Genomic DNA, 17250 nt, shown 5'->3' on the forward strand with positions numbered 1-17250 from the left:
TGGGCTTCATCTTCGTTCCTTCGTCACTACGACGAAGCCCAAATCCTCCTTAATTCACAACCTCAAATCTGTGCCATTGGCGCTGACGCCGGACAGTTGGAAAATTTATCGATATGGCTTTCACCCTCTACGATTATGGAGTTAATACTGATTCATGGGCCGAAAAGATTATCTCCTTACGGAGAAACGCGGAAGGTAATCAGGATATCGGAACTTGTGATGTGGAACCTTCCCCACGAGTCCGGCAAGCATTTATGGAATCTTCCATTATCAGCGTAATGATCGGCCGTGACATTCCAATTGGACCTTTTGATTGCGATAACTATTAAAGAATACCGGCTTGCGAAGCCGCTATACGATGCATTCAAACAGCAACCAGACACGAGTAAATATCTGAACCATGCCCATTCGTAACCACATCTGGACAATAGCACCACAACCGCAACCCCTCCCCGAAACGCGAATCGCCAGCGAACGCGCGCTTGAAGACATGATCGTCGCCGCTCCGCGCATTCTCTCGGACGAGTGGATGTTGATCGGCCGACAGGAAACGACAACCGCCGGGCGGCTCGATTTGCTGGCACTTGCGCCGGATGGCGCTCTGATCCTGATTGAACTGAAACGCGATCGCACACCCCGCGAAGTGGTTGCACAGGCGCTCGATTACGCTAGCTGGGTCGAGGAGCTTGAGGCCAGCGACATTGCCGCAATCTATGGACGGTTCGCACCGGGTCGAGATCTCGCGGACGATTTTCTTCACCGCTTTGGCCAGCCGCTCGACGAGGATACGCTAAACGAGAGCCATCAGATCGTAATAGTAGCGACACATCTTGATGACAGCAGCGAGCGCATCGTCAAATATCTTGGCGACAAGGGCATTCCCATCAACGTGCTGTGTTTTCAGGTGTTCGCTAATGGGGAACAACAACTTCTTAGCCGTACCTGGCTCGTGGACCCCGTGCAAATACAGGTCAGCGCCGCTACGCCCGCCACGACGCGCGGGACGCGGGAACGCGAGCCATGGAACGGCGAGTTCTACGCTTGTTTCGGGCATAGCACGACGCGGAGCTGGGACGAGGGCCGACGTTACGGATTCATCAGCGGCGGAGGTGGGAGTTGGTATAGCAATACGCTCAATCTGCTTTCGGTCGGTGATCGCGTGTGGGTAAAGGCCCCCGGTTATGGCTTCGTCGGCGTTGGAGAGGTGATCGGTGCGAGGCAACCAATCACCGAGTTCAAAATCGCGACACCCGAGGGCGAACGCCCGGCACTCGAGGTATTGAAGGACGGGGTCTATCATCGGGAGCATGCCGAAGATCCAGAGCACATGGAATATTTCGTGCCAGTTCGCTGGATACACACCGTGCCGCTCAGCGAGGCGGTCGATGAAATTGGGTTATTCGGTAACCAAAATACGGTTTGTAAGCCGGTGACGCCAAAATGGCGGCACACAATCGAACGCCTGAAAGAGAGGTGGGGCATGAACAAGCCCCTGACGCAAGCCGCATAGTTTGCTGTGGGTGCGCCCCGCTCCTTGGATCGAAGCGCACCACACGCTTATCTTGCTTGGGGAACGATTACGCGCTCCTTTTCCGTCGTTTTCGGATGCCGTTCAGCATAGCGCTCAGTGACAAAACGCCCGTCTTCGGAATTACGATAGACGGTTTTACGCGGGCCTTTTAGATTACTCATCATTATCTCCTGTCAAAGCAGTTTAACAATGAAACGCTGCATGGCTAACCTCCGACGGTGGGCCGAAGCCCACCGTCGCCTTAGTCGCGGTTAAACCGGAATAAGGATAGGCCACGCTTTCAGCCCGAAAGCCTTAGCGTAAAGCACCTTGCCGGTGTGCGCACACTTCCGCCAAGGGCGGAAGATGTAACGGTATCCGGGGGGCGCTGGCGGGAGGGTTCCCGTCGCCATACCACGTCTCCGAGGGGCGCTATTACCTTGACAAGTGAATCCAATCCCGCTAAGCGCGGCGTTGCGAAACGTTCGATTCAGTGCTTGTCTTCGGCTTCCTCACCGGCAAGCCCCTGTGAGCCCGATGAGAAAATGGAGGCCTGAGCCCTGCTCAGGTCTTTATTTTATCCGACGATTTTCCCTTTTTTGCGAAGATAGTCGAGGCGATTACTGGCGGCTTGATAGCTTACACCGTGCCGTTCCATGACATCGTGTTCGCAATCAAATCGCGTAAAAAACTTTGCGGGCATCAACAACTCACTGGCAAACTGGTTTGCCTGCGGCTCGCTCAGCCGATAAGCGGGGAGCTTTTGGTTGGGCATCGCCCTTGCCAATGGAATATTCGTATGGATCGCCCAATGCGATAGCTCATGGGCGGCGGTGAAACGATGACGTCCTTCGCCGGCCCATGCGCCATAATACACGTCTTCTCGCAACCAGATGAATTTACCATCAGGCTCGGTATAACCTTCTGCCGGACCCATTTCGGCCGCAGCCATCGGGATGAGCGTGAAGCAATTCAGCCGGTTGTCGAGAACCTTCTCCATCATTTCCATGATGGGCGTATAGGGTGTGTCGGCGAGGCCAAACTTCGACCGCCAACCCTGAGCCACTTGCTCAATGTTGTCCCAGCTACGTGCCGGAACGATGAAGTCCTGACCACTCATTCGCAACCCCTATTTCTTATTCAAAATCTCACGAATGTCCTTCAGTTGATCCTCCGAAAGATCGTTCATCCGGCGAGCCAACAGGCCTGCCGTGTCCCGTCCGAGCATTGAGTTCGGCTCGATCGTAAAAGCTTTCCGTGCCCTGTCGGCAGCTTGACGCAATCGTTCGGCAACGTCCGTGGCCAAACTGTATGCCTGTATGACGGCTTCCTCAAAGCCACTCGGTGGCGATTTTTTGCCAACCTCAACGGCCGACACAAACGCCGCCGACTTCTCCAAGCGTTCCGCCATGTCCAGAAGTCGCTCGTCTTGATCAATCCTGATTTTCCGAAGCTCCTTTCCTAGCTCTGTGATCATGGCTTCTCCTTTCTACCCCTGTATATAAGCAGTATAGCCGAATTGGAGAATTCGTCAACCTAAACCTCATATTTATCAACCTATCAGGTTTATTTTCAAAACGCAAGGGGTTGTTGCGCCAGTGGCATGGTATGATCACCTAAGAATGTGTTCCCGGCAAAGTTTGGGTGTATGCGGCGCAATTGCAACGGCCGCTATCATACTACTTGCTATCCAAAACGGACAATCCGCTATCGGCCAAATCCTGCCTTTACAGTGACATATATGACAAAAATGACAAAATTGCATTTTTGTCATAAGTGAATTAGTAAACCAAGAGCGGCTGCTCTTCGACCAACTCAAGCCGTTCCGTTGCGGCCTCTGGAGCGTCGGCTTACACCGAAACCGGTCTTCCGGAAATTGAACTTCCGCCGGTCGGCTACGTGCCAAAAGTCGCTCGTTTCGTAGCCACAGGTGCGCACCACAAACAGGACATGTCGGAAAACACCAGTTTTTCGTGTAAGCTTCGGGCTATCCTAAGGTCCGCGAGGATTTATCAGTTCGATATTGTAGCGTTCGATGCGCGCCGTTCCGTTTTTCTGATCCAAGTGGATATAGAAGCAACGCATAGCATCGTCGTCTCGACCAATTTCGATCTGAAGGTATGAAGTGTGATCCGATAAAAAAATTTGATGCGAGCGGACGAGATTCCAGAATCGCTCTGTAGCCTCGTAGATAGGTTTATAGTTCGCTGCAGGCGAATTTTTTATATATTTCTTTAGTGATGTTCGGTGAAGATAATCGCCAGATTGCTGCCAAAGCTTCTCAAGTTCTGTGCGCGTGATGCAGTTACCATGACCGACATCATCAAAGTGCCAAATATCGTCTGCCATTTTTCTCGGAATCGATGGCTTGGGGAAGAAATGCGGATAGGCAATTTCCAGTGCTTTAAATATTTCTACAGGACTATAATACTTAGTGAATGCTTTATGAGTTTTAAAATCGCCCTGTGCGGCCAGCATACCGATGGCAAAGCACTCGACAGAAAGGCGTAACTGCAAATAGCAACACTCTCCTTTAATTCTATCGGGCAAACTGCTGCTCGCGATGTCACTAATATATCTTAGCCGCATACGAAGCTCAGTAAGGGCCAAGGCATAAAGCTCTATTTTCTCGGGATTTGTTCTAGGGTACCGGGCATTTGGTATCATTCAACCTTGTCGGGGGCGTAAAAATGACGCATCTCCATTCCTTCGTGCGGCAAGTTAGTTTGCATTTGAAAAAATTACAAAGCGGCCAGTCGGAAAACACTTGTTTGTCGTACATGGCGGGCTCGTCTAACCTCAGGCGAACATGTGGCCTAGAAACAGAAAGCCGCCGTGACCGCAACACCGCTACTTAAAACACGGTCCAGACCAAAGCTTGCCAATAGTCAGACCGGCCCACGCGGTCGAAGACAGGTGCATAAGTGGTGCAAATTTCATCCGGGATCGTAGGGAGTTTCTCTGAATTGACGTCCTTAAACCTATCAAGCTCGGTTTGGTGAGTAGGATGACCGATCAGGGCGAACGTCTTCTTGCGGTCGCGCTTCCGCCCATTGACCTTCGCTCCAGGGCGAACGAGGCAACCGGTCCCATCCGCAAGAATGGGGCTCTCGAACAGTTTGTTCATCTTGTCCTGCCGACCTGCCAAGACGAAGAGACATAGCGCATCAGGGGCCGTCCGTTTGACGAGGTGTAGGCGGCATAGGTCCAAGAGGAGATTATGGGCAGTACAATGCCCAGAGCCGGCCCACTTGGCCTCAATGCAGAGCATGATGGAGCTATCGCCCTTATCCTCAATGAGAAAGTCCAACTCGCGTTTCCGTCCTTTCGCTTCCTCAGTCTGAATGGCCGGATGCGGATAGCCCGAATGAACTCTGAACCTATCCGGGTCGATATTGGCGGAGAGAACCTCGTTTACCACGCCGTGAACGTGGTACTCGCCGAATGAATGACCCCGGTTGCAGGCGAAATCGAATTGAAGTTTGGCCGTCACGCCTACGGACAGCCTGCTGGCAAGCTTCTTCAGATTGAAGCCTTCAAGTCTATCGTGGTGCCATTCAGCCATGAAATCCCTTCGTCTCCCCCAATGCCCATAACATCAAAAGCTTGCGGTCGCGCCCATATAGCGGGCGTTACAATCAATGTCGCGCAAGATGGCTAGCTGGACCGCAACTTACCTTGTTGAGGCAACGGGAGGACCCGCTACACGGAGTGCGCGGGATGCAATTGAATGGCAAGACCTGAACGCAAAGCCGCCTGTCGGCGATCACATGTTTTCCGACAGCAAAGCACGCAGTCCCACCCGAAACATGCCGTGCGCACCGATTTTTGCCGCTGACGTGGCGACGATGTACGACAAACCCTGTCGGATTGGGGAAGGGTAGGAAACCGCTTCAGACGAGGTTTCGCAACATGACCTAGCGGCAGCAATCTACATCAGAAGGCGGAAACGCGACAGTACGCAACCGGTCAGGATTGCTCGCTCCCAAGATCCGCAGAAGGCGGCTTTTGGCTTGAAACCCGTCATGCTGGACCGCATTGGGTACGGCAGTTTTGTCCCACACCAAGTCACTCAGGCCCACACATTGATCGATGAACGTAGGGCAAGTTTTGAAGGCTCCAGCTTATGCCTCGAACGGCAGCTATACTAGCGGCAGCCGCCACTCAGCCACGGCTAAGAAGGGCAGCTATCCACGTCGAGCACCCGTAAGCCGCCAGTCTCTTTTGTCATATGTGGCCGCCGCGGCGTCCCTCTGTTTCTAGCCCTGCATTCTGTTCCTCCACTTGCCCACGCTGCGAGATTCTCCGGCCGCTGATTGGTACAATGCAAGATCGAACGAGCGGCGAAACCTGCTTAGTTGCTCGCGACAATATGCCTGGCTCTGAACCAGTCCGAGAGTTTCTCTTCATCGATTTCACCTGAGGCAAGACTCAGTACGATGCGTATCGCATCCTCCGCTATAAACTGAATCGCTACGCCATTCAGTGCAAGGAACAGGCGTGCCAGCACCCAAGCTGTACGCTTGTTTCCATCGATGAAAGGGTGATTGCGAGCGAGACCATAAGCATAAGCCGCCGCCAGAGCACAAATATCCGTTTCTCCGTAAACCCAGCGATTGCGAGGACGGGCTAGCGCGGATTCCAGACCCGACGCATCGCGCAGACCCGTTGGCCCGCCATGTTCGGCCAATTGGCGATCATGAATGGCAAGAGCCAGTTCGGTCTCTATCCAGACCGGCTCACTATTATCAGGCATGTTATTTCGCCAAGACCCTCAATATGTCCCGATCCTCGCGCATGATCTGTTCGGCCAGCGTCATCTTGGCTTCGAATTCGGGGTTGGAAACCGTGATACGAATGCCGTCTGGAGCTTCAGACACATAGAGGGTATCCCCTACGCCTGCGCGCAGTTTGGCCAGAATTTCCTTGGGAAGCAAAACTCCCGCAGAATTCCCAACTTTGGTGATTTTGAGAGACATGTTCATACCCACGTTATAACATGAATGATACTCCAATCAAGTACCAAGCGCTTTCCATACTATCTGGCTATGGAATTCCATCCTCAATTTGGAAAGAGATGAAAGGATAGCGGAAATCGACGCTGAGTTTGCCATCAAACATAAAGCAAATGTTGACGGCAAACAAACAAGTGCGAAGACAGCGGCTTCGTTCATTCCAGTCAGATGGCGTCGCTAGAGATACTTAGGATTCAAGCATTGAAAACTAAATCCTAAAGGATTCATCTAGTAATTCCGATTAAATGCGTTCAATGCTGTTACCTGCGAGGTGGCGTCAGTATGGCATCGGCTATACTGTAAATGAGAGAGGGCATAATGCAGGACGAAGATAGACGCTCTGACGACTGGATTGAAGCTCGCGAGGCTCTGAATTGGGCCAGAGTAGCATTCCGGAATTATGATATGGCCAAGTCCCTACTAGAAGAAGCACTTCGTAACGGCAAACTCTGCGCACTTGCCGATGATATCATCGTTGAACCAGATATGGGAAAAGTTGGATCTTGGAGAAAATCAAAAGAGATAAAGGTGAAGAGATGGTATTATGATGCCAGACCTGATCGTGTAAACATAATAAAGGGATTTTGGCGCCAAAGAAGCGTATCTTTCTATGACGACAACTTATGGAATTGGGAAAAAAACACATTCGCTACAACAGACGAACCAGAAATATTACTTATTTATGAAGAAGGAGAAGATTTTTACACAACAAAAGTTGGTAAAAGATATGTTGCATTTGGTGTTTCATTTTTACATGATGAGATAAAATATATAATTGATAAAAATATTCGTTTTTCATTGATTAGACCGGGAAGTATATTAAGAAAACCAAAGTGGGACTGGGAAAAAATTTTATCTTCTTACAGGGCGATGATCCTTGACAGGAAATTGGAGGAGGAATTTGGCCCTCTAGAGAGGGAAGGTACTCAAGCCAAGCTTGAAGCCGCCATCCTACAAAGAGCAGGCGAAATTGATGGAAAACCGCCATCAGAGACAACTGTTCGGCGACAGGCTCAAAGGATCATCAAGGAGTATAAGGAACAAAAAAACTCCACTATTGAACCTTGAACCTCGTGGACCCGTTGGTTTTATCAACAGGATGAATTCAGGTTTGGTCGTTCTCACTCGCCAGCCACCGTGGCTCAGCGACGAAAGAGGAACGTTATGGAACCATTGACTGTAACAATTGAAGGGACACGCCAGCTTACAGGTCTGGGCAACACCAAAATCTTTGAACTGCTCGCCTCCGGCCACTTGAAACGCGTGAAGGTGGGGCGCCGCACCCTTGTCACCATACAAAGCATCCGTGCCCTCATTGAGCGCGGGTACTCGTAGCCATTTAGGCAAATTCTCAAGCAACACCTACAGCAAAATCTCTCCGGAATCACAATGATTCCGGTGAAGGAGAATTTATGCCTCTTGGAGACGAAATCCGAGGTGGGCACATGATACGACTTCCCCAAAGAACCGTTCCAGCCACACCCAATCGAGACACTAGGCATGAGTCTTGGGCGTGACCGAAGTTATGTCTCTATAACAAAATCACGCCGAATGTCCTGATTTGCAAATGCTAGCGCTGGTCGAAACCTGACCAGCGCCAATCCCAATCTTTCACTTCGCATGACGTGGAAGCGCTCGCTTCCGCATGCCTATCATTATGGAGAAAATCATGGCTCGTCCCGGTATCAGCAAACTACGTCTGCCGCCGAAGAAATATCGTCCCGACCTTCGAACTAGGCGCCGGGATGGCCTCATCAAGTTTGAAACATTGGATGATGCCCGTCGGGAAGATGAGCTTCGGATTGAACGGCTTCGGCGTATTGCCGACCAGTTCCCCGATATCATAGATGCACAAGCCGCCAGAAAATTGGCGATACGGCTCCGGAGAGCTACCGAATTCGATGAACGAGGAAATACGCCAGCCAGCAGCATCTATATGCGCGAACAGCGCATCCGCACTGTCGGATGGCTGTGGTCGCTATACGCTAATCCCGCCAACGCGCCGGTGACGACGGCTCATATCCTTCCAACAAAATGGATTATCCATCCTCAGGAACTGATGGGTACCGATCCAAGAAAGCTTCTCGCACAGTTGCGGGCTAATCTGATACGCATGGGCGCCACTGAGGCGGATGGCTTTCTGTTTGCCGGTCTTCACGGTGAATTCAATCCGAACGATGAACGTTTTCACCTCCATGTGCATTGTCTGATTTCGAAGGGTATGATTGCGGTCGTGGAACGGTTGCGGAAGTTGGAAAATCGGCGGCTGAAAAAAATTGCAAACTCGAAAATCAGGCGATCACCAGTTCTTATAAGGCGAAAGAAACTCAGAAATCTGCCCGAACCTATCAGCTATTGCTTCCAATCCTATTGGCCTAAAAAAGCCTATGACGATCCCGATACAGGAAATTGGAAGAGGGGAGAGAAGCACCGTATCCCGGAACCCTATCATAGCCTGTTTTTGCTCTGGGTTGATCAGTGGCGAGTGGAGGATCTGACACTGCTTATGAAGCTCAGCGTGAAGGCAGGAAAATTGGAAATCAGCCACTAATTCTGTACATTAATTTTATGCGAGAATAGGTTCCGCAAGCACGTTTGAGATCAAGGATATATAGTGTAGAGATGTTGAATGGCTATATGTGTATACAACACACACACATGCCATCTCGCCAGCAGCATGCGCTATGCCGTTTTCCGACAATAATCTGCCCAAGAATCCATGATCGCCCGTCGTTTTGCAAGCGCATTGCCGCGACGATAAGCGCGTTCTGTCTTTGATGCTACAATGTGCGCGAGGGCCATCTCAACGTCCTCGCGCGCAAACTCCGTCATCTCCCCTGCCCAATCACGGAATGCCGACCGGAAGCCGTGAACGGTAATTTTATTATAGCCCATCCGGCGCAACAACATACTCATCGCCATGTTGGAAAGAGGTTGCCCCTGATTTCCGACGAAAACATTTCCATCCGCTTCAGCATTTTCCGGCCGGATTTTTTGGAGGATCGCCAGCGCCGCAGCACTCAGCGGCACCTGATGCTCCTTCCCTGCCTTCATACGGTCGGCGGGCACCGTCCACACCGCGCTCTCCCTATCCAGTTCGCTCCATTTCATACCCAGCACCTCACCCGAACGTGCTGCCGTCAAAATAGCGAATTCCAAGGCTCGTGCCGCCGATGCCGGGCGCTGCAAAAGCGATTTCATGAAATCCGCAATTTCCGTGAATGGAAGGGCGGCATGATGAACGGGAGCAGCTTTTGTCCTTTTGGGAAGCAGCAGTTCCAGATGGGCTTTCCAGCGCGCGGGATTGTCGCCCGAACGCAATCCTTTCGCTTTTGCCGCGTCTAACACCCGCTCGATTCGTCCGCGCACTCTTGATGCCGTTTCGGGTAGTTTGTCCCAGACGGGTTTCAGCACCTCCAGCACAGCCGCCGTATCAATTTGATCGACGGGCTTGTCGCGTAAGCTGGCCGCATGATTTTGCAACGTCGATCGCCACTGTTTGCGATGCTTTTCGTTGCGGAAGCCGCCTTCAATATCCTCGATCAGCGAATCGGCGAAGGCACCGAAAGTCGGAATGGCATTTTCTCTCGCGGCTTTCATTCTGCGCTCAACCACCGGATCGCGTCCCATACGAAAGGCTGCACGCAATTCCGTCGCCTTCTCACGCGCAGTTGCCAGCGGCACGTCACGAACCGGGCCAAGCCCGATTTCGCGACGTTTGCCATTGAGCATGCCGATATAAAGCCACGACTTCGTACCGGAATCCCGCACGCGCATATAAAGCCCATCGCCATCGGCATGGACGCCAGGTCGTTTTTCCGCCTGCACGGCTTTCACCGTGAGCCGCTTATATTGCCTCATATCAGCCTCCATCGGCGGTGATAGCTAAGGGGAAAGGGAAGATACAGTCATAAGTTTCGTCATAAAATAATAAGCGGAAAACGACGATTTATGACGGCTCTTCGCGAACGATAAACAAAGAAAAAGCGACGCAATTCCGCCGCTTTCAGCGTTCGCAGTGGTTCGTAGGAAAGCGGGTTCTGGCGGAGAGGGTGGGATTCGAACCCACGTTACGGTTGCCCGTAAACCGCATTTCGAGTGCGGCGCATTCGACCACTCTGCCACCTCTCCGGGCCATTGCGAAGGGGGGGGCCGCGAAGGGCCGCCCTTCCCACGTCAAGCGGGTCGAGCGGCGCCATTAACCGACCCGGAGGCATTTGCCAAGCCGCCTGATGGCATTTTTCTTGTATGCCGCCCGCGGCATCCTACATTGGACGCATGAACCGCAGCATCACCCCCGCATCCGGCCCCACACCCTTTGCCGTCGAAGCCCCCGCCATCGCCCATGCCCGTTTCAGCGTGGGCGACGTGGTGCGCCACCGGCTGTTCGGCTTTCGCGGCGTCATCTTCGACATCGACCCGGTCTTCGCCAACAGCGAGGAATGGTATGAGTCAATCCCCGAGGACATGCGCCCGTCGAAGGACCAGCCCTTCTACCATCTGCTCGCCGAAAATGGCGAAAGCAGCTATATCGCCTATGTCAGCCAGCAGAATCTCGACCGGGACGACAGCGACGAACCCGTGGACCACCCGGCCATATCCGGGCTGTTCGGCGCATATAGCGACGGCCGCTATGCGCTGCGGCCGCTCTACCGGCACTGAGGCGAGTTCGACCTAGGGCCTGATCTTCCAGCCCTTGCGCAGCAGCACATAGCAGAGCAGCGCCAGCGCGCCGTTCAGCACCAGCAGCACGGCGAGCCCGCGCAGCACCTCGGTATCGGCGGCGGACAGGAAGCCATAGCGGAAGCCGGAAATCGCGTAGAAGAACGGGTTGGCGTGGCTGATGCCCTGGAACAGCGGGGAAAGCCGCTCCACCGAATAGAAGGTGCCGGACAGCAGCGACAGCGGCGCGATCACGAAATTGGTGACGGCCGCCGCATGGTCGAACTTCTCCGCCCAGATCGAGGTCAGCACGCCCAGAAAGGCGACGAACATCGTGCCCAGCACAGCGAAGGCGACGATCGCCCAGGGGTGCAGCGCGACGAGGCTCACCCCCGGCCACAGCGAGATGGCGGCGGAAATCGCTGCACCCACCATGAACGCCCGCGTCATCGACGCGCCGACCAGCGCGAACAGCAGTTCGGCGGTGGAGATCGGCGGCATCAGATAATCGACGATGGTGCCCTGTATCTTGCCGGAGAGGAAGGAAAAGCTCGCATTGGCGAAGGCGTTCTGGATCATCCCCATCATGATGAGGCCCGGTGCGATGAAATCCGCAAAGGGCACGCCCAGCACCGTCCGCCGCTCGCCGCCCAGCGCCACGGTGAAGATGATCAGGAACAGCAGCGTCGTCAGCGACGGCGCCCAGATCGTCTGCAACTGCACCTTCAGGAAGCGCCGCACCTCCTTCATGTAGAGCGCGCGCATCCCCGCCCAGTTGATGTTGCGGATGCGCGGCACACCCGGTTCGGGCAGGACGAGCGGTCGGGACGGGCTCCGTGCGGATTTGCTCTGGTCGTTCATGCGCAGATCGACTATCGGCTGTCCCGGATGCGGGCAAGTGCAAATGGGCATGGCGCGGAATCGTTGGGTGGCGGCCGGGGCTCGGTTGAACTCCCGACTCGCGACGCCCATATTGCGCGGGCGGTTCTGCAAGACGATGGCCGCAAGATGATGGAGTGAACTTTGTCCTGGACCGATGAACGGATAGATCAACTCAAGGCGATGTGGGAAAAGGGCATGACCGCCAGCCAGATCGCGGAAGAGCTGGGCGGCGTCAGCCGCAACGCGGTGATCGGCAAGGCGCACCGCCTCGGCCTCCAGTCGCGCCCGTCGCCGGTGAAGAGCAACGACGCCCCGCGCAAGAAGCCCGTCGCCGCCAAGAAGCCCGCCGCCGCGCCGGCCGCGAAGGAAAAGCCCGGCCAGCCGGCACCCTCGCCCGCCGCCGCCCCCGCGCCGCGCGCGCCCGCCGCTCCGGCGGCCCAGCCCGCCCCGGCCGCCGAGCCGCAGGCCCCGGCCGCGCCGCAACCGCGCATCGTCTCGGTGGGGCCGGGCGGCTTCCTCCGCCAGGGTCCGGGCGACCAGCAGGCGCCGATCCCCCCCGCGCCGCCGCGCCGCCTGGTGCCCGCCAAGCCCAGCCCGGAAATCGCCGACAAGACCAGCCTGCTCGATCTGACCGAGAAGATCTGCAAATGGCCGATCGGCCATCCGGGCGAGCCGGATTTCCATTTCTGCGGCGAGAAGGTGAACCCCGGCTTCCCCTATTGCGTCGAGCATTGCGGCCGCGCCTATCAGGCCCAACTGCCGCGCGGCACCCGCCGCCCGCCCCCGCCCATGCCTTTCGGCGGCCCCCGCGTCCGCTGAGACGCGGCTTGATCGGATAGAGAAAGGGAGGTCGGTCCATTGGGTCGGCCTCTTTTTTATGGCTACAGGATTGCAGACATGTGCAGGTTTCCCGGTATTTCGGGGATCAGGAAAACCGTTCGGGCTGAGCCTGTCGAAGCCCTGTCCTTGTTCTTGCCCCAGGAGAAAAGCAGCCGTTGGGCTTCGCCCGCCCTACGGGTCGACAAGCTCAGGGTGAACTGGGGCGGGAGCGTGACGGCCAGCCACCTCTGCTGGACTCTCCCGCCAGTTCCGATCCATCTCCCAGCCCTCCATCGCCCTACCTCGTCCCAATCACCCCGCAAAAAGCGCTGATCGATTGCGCGTCGGTCTTGCCTGTTGCACAAACCGGACGGAGACGGTAGAGGCTGCCACCGTGCAGACATCGTCATAGTCCTTCTTCCGGGGAGCCAGTCTTGACCGACCGTTCTGCCACGCTCATTCTCTTTGGCGCCACCGGCGATCTTGCCGGGCGCATGCTCTTCCCCTCGCTCTACAATCTTCAGCAGGACGGCCTGTTGCCGCAGGACTTCCTGGTCGTCGCCTCCGGCCGGTCGGAGCGCAGCGACGCCGCCTTCCGCGAGGATGTCGACCTCGGCCTGCGCCGGTTCATCACCGACGGGCGCTATGAGGCGGAGGCGGCGAGGCGGCTGACCGACCGCATCGTCTATTGTGCGGCCGAGGCGGGCAACAGCGAGCAGTTCGCCGCCATCGCCGGGCGGGTGAAGGGGCGTGAGGACAATCTCTCCATCTACATGTCCACCCCGCCCGCGCTGTTCGCGCCCACGGCGGTCAGCCTGTCGGAGGCGGGCCTCGTCACCACCACCACCCGCATCGCGATGGAAAAGCCGATCGGCCACGACCTCGCCTCGTCGATCGAGGTGAACGACGCCATCGGCGCGCTGTTCGCGGAAGAGCGCATCTATCGCGTCGACCATTATCTCGGCAAGGAAACCGTCCAGAACCTGATCGCGCTGCGCTTCGGCAACATGCTGTTCGAGCCGCTGTGGAACGCCGGGCATATCGACCATGTGCAGATCACGGTCGGCGAGACTGTCGGCCTTGAGGGGCGGGTTTCCTATTATGACGGCGTCGGCGCGCTGCGCGACATGGTGCAGAACCATGTGCTCCAGATCCTGTCGATCATCGCGATGGAGCCGCCCGCGCGCATGGACGCGACCGCCGTGCGCGACGAGAAGGTGAAGGTGCTGCGCTCGCTCCGCCCGATGAACGGCGAGATCGTCAGGCAGAACAGCGTGCGCGGCCAATATGGCCCCGGCGCGGTCAAGGGCGAGATCGTCCGGGGCTATGCCGACGAGCTGGGCCATGCGTCCGACACCGAAACCTTCGTCGCGCTGAAGGCGCATATCGACAATTGGCGCTGGTCGGGCGTGCCCTTCTACCTGCGCACCGGCAAGCGCATGCCCGCGCGGCACAGCGAAATCCTGATCCAGTTCAAGCCGGTCGCCCACTCCATCTTCGCACGCAACGGGCCGGGGTCGGCGCTGGAACCCAATACCCTCATCATTCGTCTTCAGCCGGAGGAGAATATCCGCCTGCTCATCATGACGAAGGAACCCAGCCTCGACCGGGGCGGCGCGCGACTGCGCGAGGTCGGCCTCGACGTGTCGCTGACCGCCGCCTTCGAGGGGCAGCGCCGCCGCATCGCCTATGAGCGGCTGCTGCTCGACCTGCTGGAGGGCGACCCCACATTGTTCGTCCGCCGCGACGAGGTGGAGGCGCAATGGCAATGGATCGATTCGATCATCGCCGGGTGGCGGGAGGCGGGGATGAAAATCTCTCCCTATGCGGCCGGGAACTGGGGGCCCTCCTCGGCCATCGCCCTGATCGAACGCGACGGAGCAAGCTGGTATGAATGATCTTCACCCCGTCATCGCGGCGGTCACGCGGCGGATCGTCGAAAAGAGCGCGCCTTCGCGCCGCCGCTATCTCGACCTGATCGAGCGCGGGCGCGACGCGGGCACCAACCGCCAGCGCCTCTCCTGCGGCAACCTCGCCCATGCGTTCGCGGCGGCGGGCGAGGACAAGCCCGCGATCCGGTCGGCCACGGCGATGAACATCGGCATCGTCACCGCCTATAACGACATGCTCTCCGCGCATCAGCCTTATGGCCGCTATCCGGAGCAGATCAAGCTCGCTGCGCGCGAGGTCGGCGCGACCGCGCAGGTCGCGGGCGGCGTGCCGGCGATGTGCGACGGCGTGACGCAGGGACAGGCGGGTATGGACCTGTCGCTCTTCTCCCGCGACGTGATCGCGATGGCGACCGCCGTGTCGCTGTCCCACGCGATGTTCGAAGGGGTCGCGCTGCTGGGCATTTGCGACAAGATCGTGCCGGGGCTGCTGATTGGCGCGCTGCGCTTCGGCCATCTGCCGACCATCCTCATTCCCGCCGGGCCGATGCCGTCCGGCCTGCCCAACAAGGAAAAGCAGCGCGTGCGCCAGCTTTATGCCGAGGGGAAGGTCGGCCAGGACGAGTTGCTGGATTCGGAGATCGCCTCCTATCACAGCCCCGGCACCTGCACCTTCTACGGCACCGCCAACAGCAACCAGATGATGATGGAAATGATGGGCCTGCACATGCCGGGCGCGTCCTTCATCAACCCCGGCACGAAGCTGCGCGCGGAGCTGACCCGCGCCGCCGTGCATCGGCTCGCCGCCATCGGCTGGACCAAAGACGGAAAACCCAATGATGATTATCGCCCGCTGGGCCATTGCGTCGATGAAAAGGCGATCGTCAACGCCGCCATCGGCCTGCTGGCGACGGGCGGCTCGACCAATCATGCGATCCACCTGCCCGCCATCGCGCGGGCGGCGGGCATCCTGATCGACTGGACGGACCTGTCCGAACTGTCCGATGTGGTGCCGCTGCTCGCCCGCGTCTACCCGAACGGGTCGGGCGACGTGAACGATTTCCACGCGGCGGGCGGCATCGGCTATGTGATCGGCGAGCTGCTCGACAACGGGCTGCTCCACCGCGACATCCTGACCGTCGCGCGGGCGGACATGACCGACTACGCCCGCACGCCCGAACTGGTGGACGACGCGCTGGTCTGGCCGGAGCGGCTCGCCGCCTCGCGCGATCCGGCGATGCTGCGCCCGGTCGCGGAGCCGTTCAGCGCCGATGGGGGGATGAAGCTGCTCCAGGGCAATCTGGGCCGCTGCGTCATCAAGACGAGCGCGGTGGACCCGGCGCGCTGGACCATCGAGGCCCCGGCCCGCGTCTTTTCCGACCAGGACGATGTGCTGCGCGCCTTCAAGGCGGGCGAACTGGACCGCGACGTGGTGGTGGTGGTCCGCTTCCAGGGGCCGCGCGCCAACGGCATGCCGGAACTGCACAAGCTCACCCCGCCGCTCGGCGTGTTGCAGGACAAGGGCTATCGCGTCGCGCTCGTCACCGACGGGCGCATGTCCGGCGCGAGCGGAAAGGTGCCCGCCGCCATCCATGTCTCGCCCGAGGCGCATGGCGGCGGCCCGCTCGCCCGGCTGCGCGATGGCGACATGGTGCGCGTCTGCGCCCGGCAGGGGATGCTGGAGGCACTGGTCGAGGATGCGGAGTGGAAGGCGCGCGAGATGCTGCCGCCGCCCCCGCCGCCTTACGACACCGGGCGCGAGCTGTTCGCGATGATGCGGCAGGGCTGCGACGAGGCCGAGCGCGGCGCCTCCGCGATGCTGGCCGCGATGGATGGAGAAATTGCATGATGACGGTCGATGAGGTGATGGAGCTGGCCCCGGTGGTGCCGGTGCTGGTGGTGGAGCGGGTCGAGGACGCGCTGCCCATCGCCCGCGCGCTGGTGGCGGGCGGCCTGCGCGCGCTGGAGGTGACGCTGCGTACCCCCGCCGCGCTCGACGTGATGCGCGCCATGGCGCAGGTGGAGGGCGCGGTCGTCGGCGCCGGAACCGTGCTCAACCCGGCCCAGCTCGACGCCGCGCTGGCGGCGGGCGCGCGCTTCATCGTCAGCCCTGGCCTCACCGACACCCTCGGCAAGGCGGCGGTCGCCAGCGGCGTGCCCTTCCTGCCCGGCGTGGCGACGGCAGCCGATATCATGCGCGGCATGGACCTTGGTCTTTCACGCTTCAAATTCTTCCCGGCGGAAACATCGGGCGGCCTGCCCGCCCTGAAGGCGCTGGCCGCGCCCTTTCACGAGGCGCGCTTCTGCCCGACCGGCGGCATCAGCGAGGCCAATGCCGCGCAATGGCTGGCCCAGCCCTTCGTCAAATGCGTGGGCGGCAGCTGGGTGGTGCCCAAGGGGCCAGCCGATCCTGCGGCGATCGAGGCGCTGGCCCGCGCCGCCTGCGCTCTGCGCCCGGCGGCGGGATAATTCC

The 17250-nt window shown here is 57.9% G+C and carries 16 protein-coding genes and 1 tRNA gene; 8 read left to right on the forward strand and 9 right to left on the reverse strand.

Going from position 1 to position 17250, the window contains the following annotated elements; all coding sequences use genetic code 11:
- Positions 1 to 400 precede the first annotated feature (400 nt).
- Positions 401 to 1510 (forward strand): endonuclease NucS domain-containing protein, encoded by a 1110-nt coding sequence (locus GGR43_RS00005; protein ID WP_188069898.1) that lies wholly within the window; start codon positions 401 to 403, stop codon positions 1508 to 1510.
- Between the two features lie 577 nt (positions 1511 to 2087).
- Here the strand turns inward: GGR43_RS00005 and GGR43_RS00010 are convergent.
- The 6 genes from GGR43_RS00010 to GGR43_RS00035 form a co-directional block, all read right to left on the reverse strand.
- On the reverse strand, positions 2088 to 2630 hold the full coding sequence (locus tag GGR43_RS00010) for an ImmA/IrrE family metallo-endopeptidase (RefSeq protein ID WP_188069899.1): 543 nt from the start codon (positions 2628 to 2630) through the stop codon (positions 2088 to 2090).
- A gap of 9 nt (positions 2631 to 2639) precedes the next feature.
- Positions 2640 to 2987, reverse strand: a complete 348-nt coding sequence (locus GGR43_RS00015; RefSeq protein WP_188069900.1) for an XRE family transcriptional regulator — start codon at positions 2985 to 2987, stop codon at positions 2640 to 2642.
- 515 nt (positions 2988 to 3502) lie between these two features.
- Positions 3503 to 4027 (reverse strand): hypothetical protein, encoded by a 525-nt coding sequence (locus GGR43_RS00020; protein WP_188069901.1) that lies wholly within the window; start codon positions 4025 to 4027, stop codon positions 3503 to 3505.
- Positions 4028 to 4364: 337 nt separating this feature from the next.
- A complete protein-coding gene (locus GGR43_RS00025; protein ID WP_188069902.1) occupies positions 4365 to 5075 on the reverse strand; it encodes a hypothetical protein in 711 nt (236 codons plus the stop codon).
- A gap of 789 nt (positions 5076 to 5864) precedes the next feature.
- Entirely contained in the window at positions 5865 to 6266 is a 402-nt protein-coding gene (locus GGR43_RS00030; protein WP_188069903.1) for a type II toxin-antitoxin system death-on-curing family toxin, read from the reverse strand.
- A gap of 1 nt (position 6267) precedes the next feature.
- Positions 6268 to 6495, reverse strand: coding sequence for an AbrB/MazE/SpoVT family DNA-binding domain-containing protein (locus GGR43_RS00035; RefSeq protein WP_223177224.1), 228 nt, complete (start codon positions 6493 to 6495; stop codon positions 6268 to 6270).
- A gap of 348 nt (positions 6496 to 6843) precedes the next feature.
- Between GGR43_RS00035 and GGR43_RS00040 the strand changes: the two genes are divergently transcribed.
- Both GGR43_RS00040 and GGR43_RS00045 read left to right on the forward strand, forming a co-directional pair.
- Complete coding sequence (locus tag GGR43_RS00040) at positions 6844 to 7593, forward strand: hypothetical protein (protein WP_188069905.1); 750 nt, start codon at positions 6844 to 6846, stop codon at positions 7591 to 7593.
- Between the two features lie 601 nt (positions 7594 to 8194).
- Complete coding sequence (locus GGR43_RS00045; protein WP_188069906.1) at positions 8195 to 9076, forward strand: hypothetical protein; 882 nt, start codon at positions 8195 to 8197, stop codon at positions 9074 to 9076.
- A gap of 131 nt (positions 9077 to 9207) precedes the next feature.
- On the opposite strand, the gene GGR43_RS00050 is transcribed toward GGR43_RS00045, so the two are convergent.
- Positions 9208 to 10386, reverse strand: a complete 1179-nt coding sequence (locus tag GGR43_RS00050) for a tyrosine-type recombinase/integrase (protein ID WP_188069907.1) — start codon at positions 10384 to 10386, stop codon at positions 9208 to 9210.
- A 180-nt stretch (positions 10387 to 10566) separates the two neighbouring features.
- Positions 10567 to 10656: transfer RNA gene (locus GGR43_RS00055), tRNA-Ser, on the reverse strand.
- Positions 10657 to 10803: 147 nt separating this feature from the next.
- On the opposite strand from GGR43_RS00055, the gene hspQ reads away from it, so the two are divergent.
- Entirely contained in the window at positions 10804 to 11187 is a 384-nt protein-coding gene (gene hspQ / locus GGR43_RS00060; protein WP_188069908.1) for a heat shock protein HspQ, read from the forward strand.
- A 12-nt stretch (positions 11188 to 11199) separates the two neighbouring features.
- Here hspQ and GGR43_RS00065 read toward each other — a convergent pair whose 3' ends face one another.
- Positions 11200 to 12048: an ABC transporter permease gene (locus GGR43_RS00065; protein WP_188069909.1), complete on the reverse strand. Its 849-nt coding sequence runs from the start codon at positions 12046 to 12048 to the stop codon at positions 11200 to 11202.
- Between the two features lie 162 nt (positions 12049 to 12210).
- Here GGR43_RS00065 and GGR43_RS00070 point away from each other — a divergent pair, with 162 nt between their 5' ends.
- From GGR43_RS00070 to eda, 4 genes are all read left to right on the forward strand, one after another.
- The gene (locus GGR43_RS00070; RefSeq protein ID WP_188069910.1) at positions 12211 to 12888 is read left to right on the forward strand and encodes a GcrA family cell cycle regulator; all 678 of its coding nucleotides are present in this window, start codon (positions 12211 to 12213) and stop codon (positions 12886 to 12888) included.
- A gap of 434 nt (positions 12889 to 13322) precedes the next feature.
- Positions 13323 to 14786 carry a glucose-6-phosphate dehydrogenase gene (gene zwf, locus GGR43_RS00075; RefSeq protein ID WP_188069911.1) on the forward strand — a complete coding sequence of 488 codons (1464 nt, stop codon included), beginning with the start codon at positions 13323 to 13325 and terminating at the stop codon, positions 14784 to 14786.
- On the forward strand, positions 14779 to 16626 hold the full coding sequence (gene edd / locus GGR43_RS00080) for a phosphogluconate dehydratase (protein WP_188069912.1): 1848 nt from the start codon (positions 14779 to 14781) through the stop codon (positions 16624 to 16626). The genes zwf and edd overlap by 8 nt, the downstream gene beginning before the upstream one ends.
- The gene (gene eda / locus GGR43_RS00085; protein WP_188070321.1) at positions 16626 to 17246 is read left to right on the forward strand and encodes a bifunctional 4-hydroxy-2-oxoglutarate aldolase/2-dehydro-3-deoxy-phosphogluconate aldolase; all 621 of its coding nucleotides are present in this window, start codon (positions 16626 to 16628) and stop codon (positions 17244 to 17246) included. Before edd ends, eda begins: the two co-directional genes overlap by 1 nt.
- Positions 17247 to 17250 lie beyond the last annotated feature (4 nt).

It is taken from the genome of Sphingobium jiangsuense (assembly GCF_014196495.1).
GTDB lineage: Bacteria > Pseudomonadota > Alphaproteobacteria > Sphingomonadales > Sphingomonadaceae > Sphingobium > Sphingobium jiangsuense.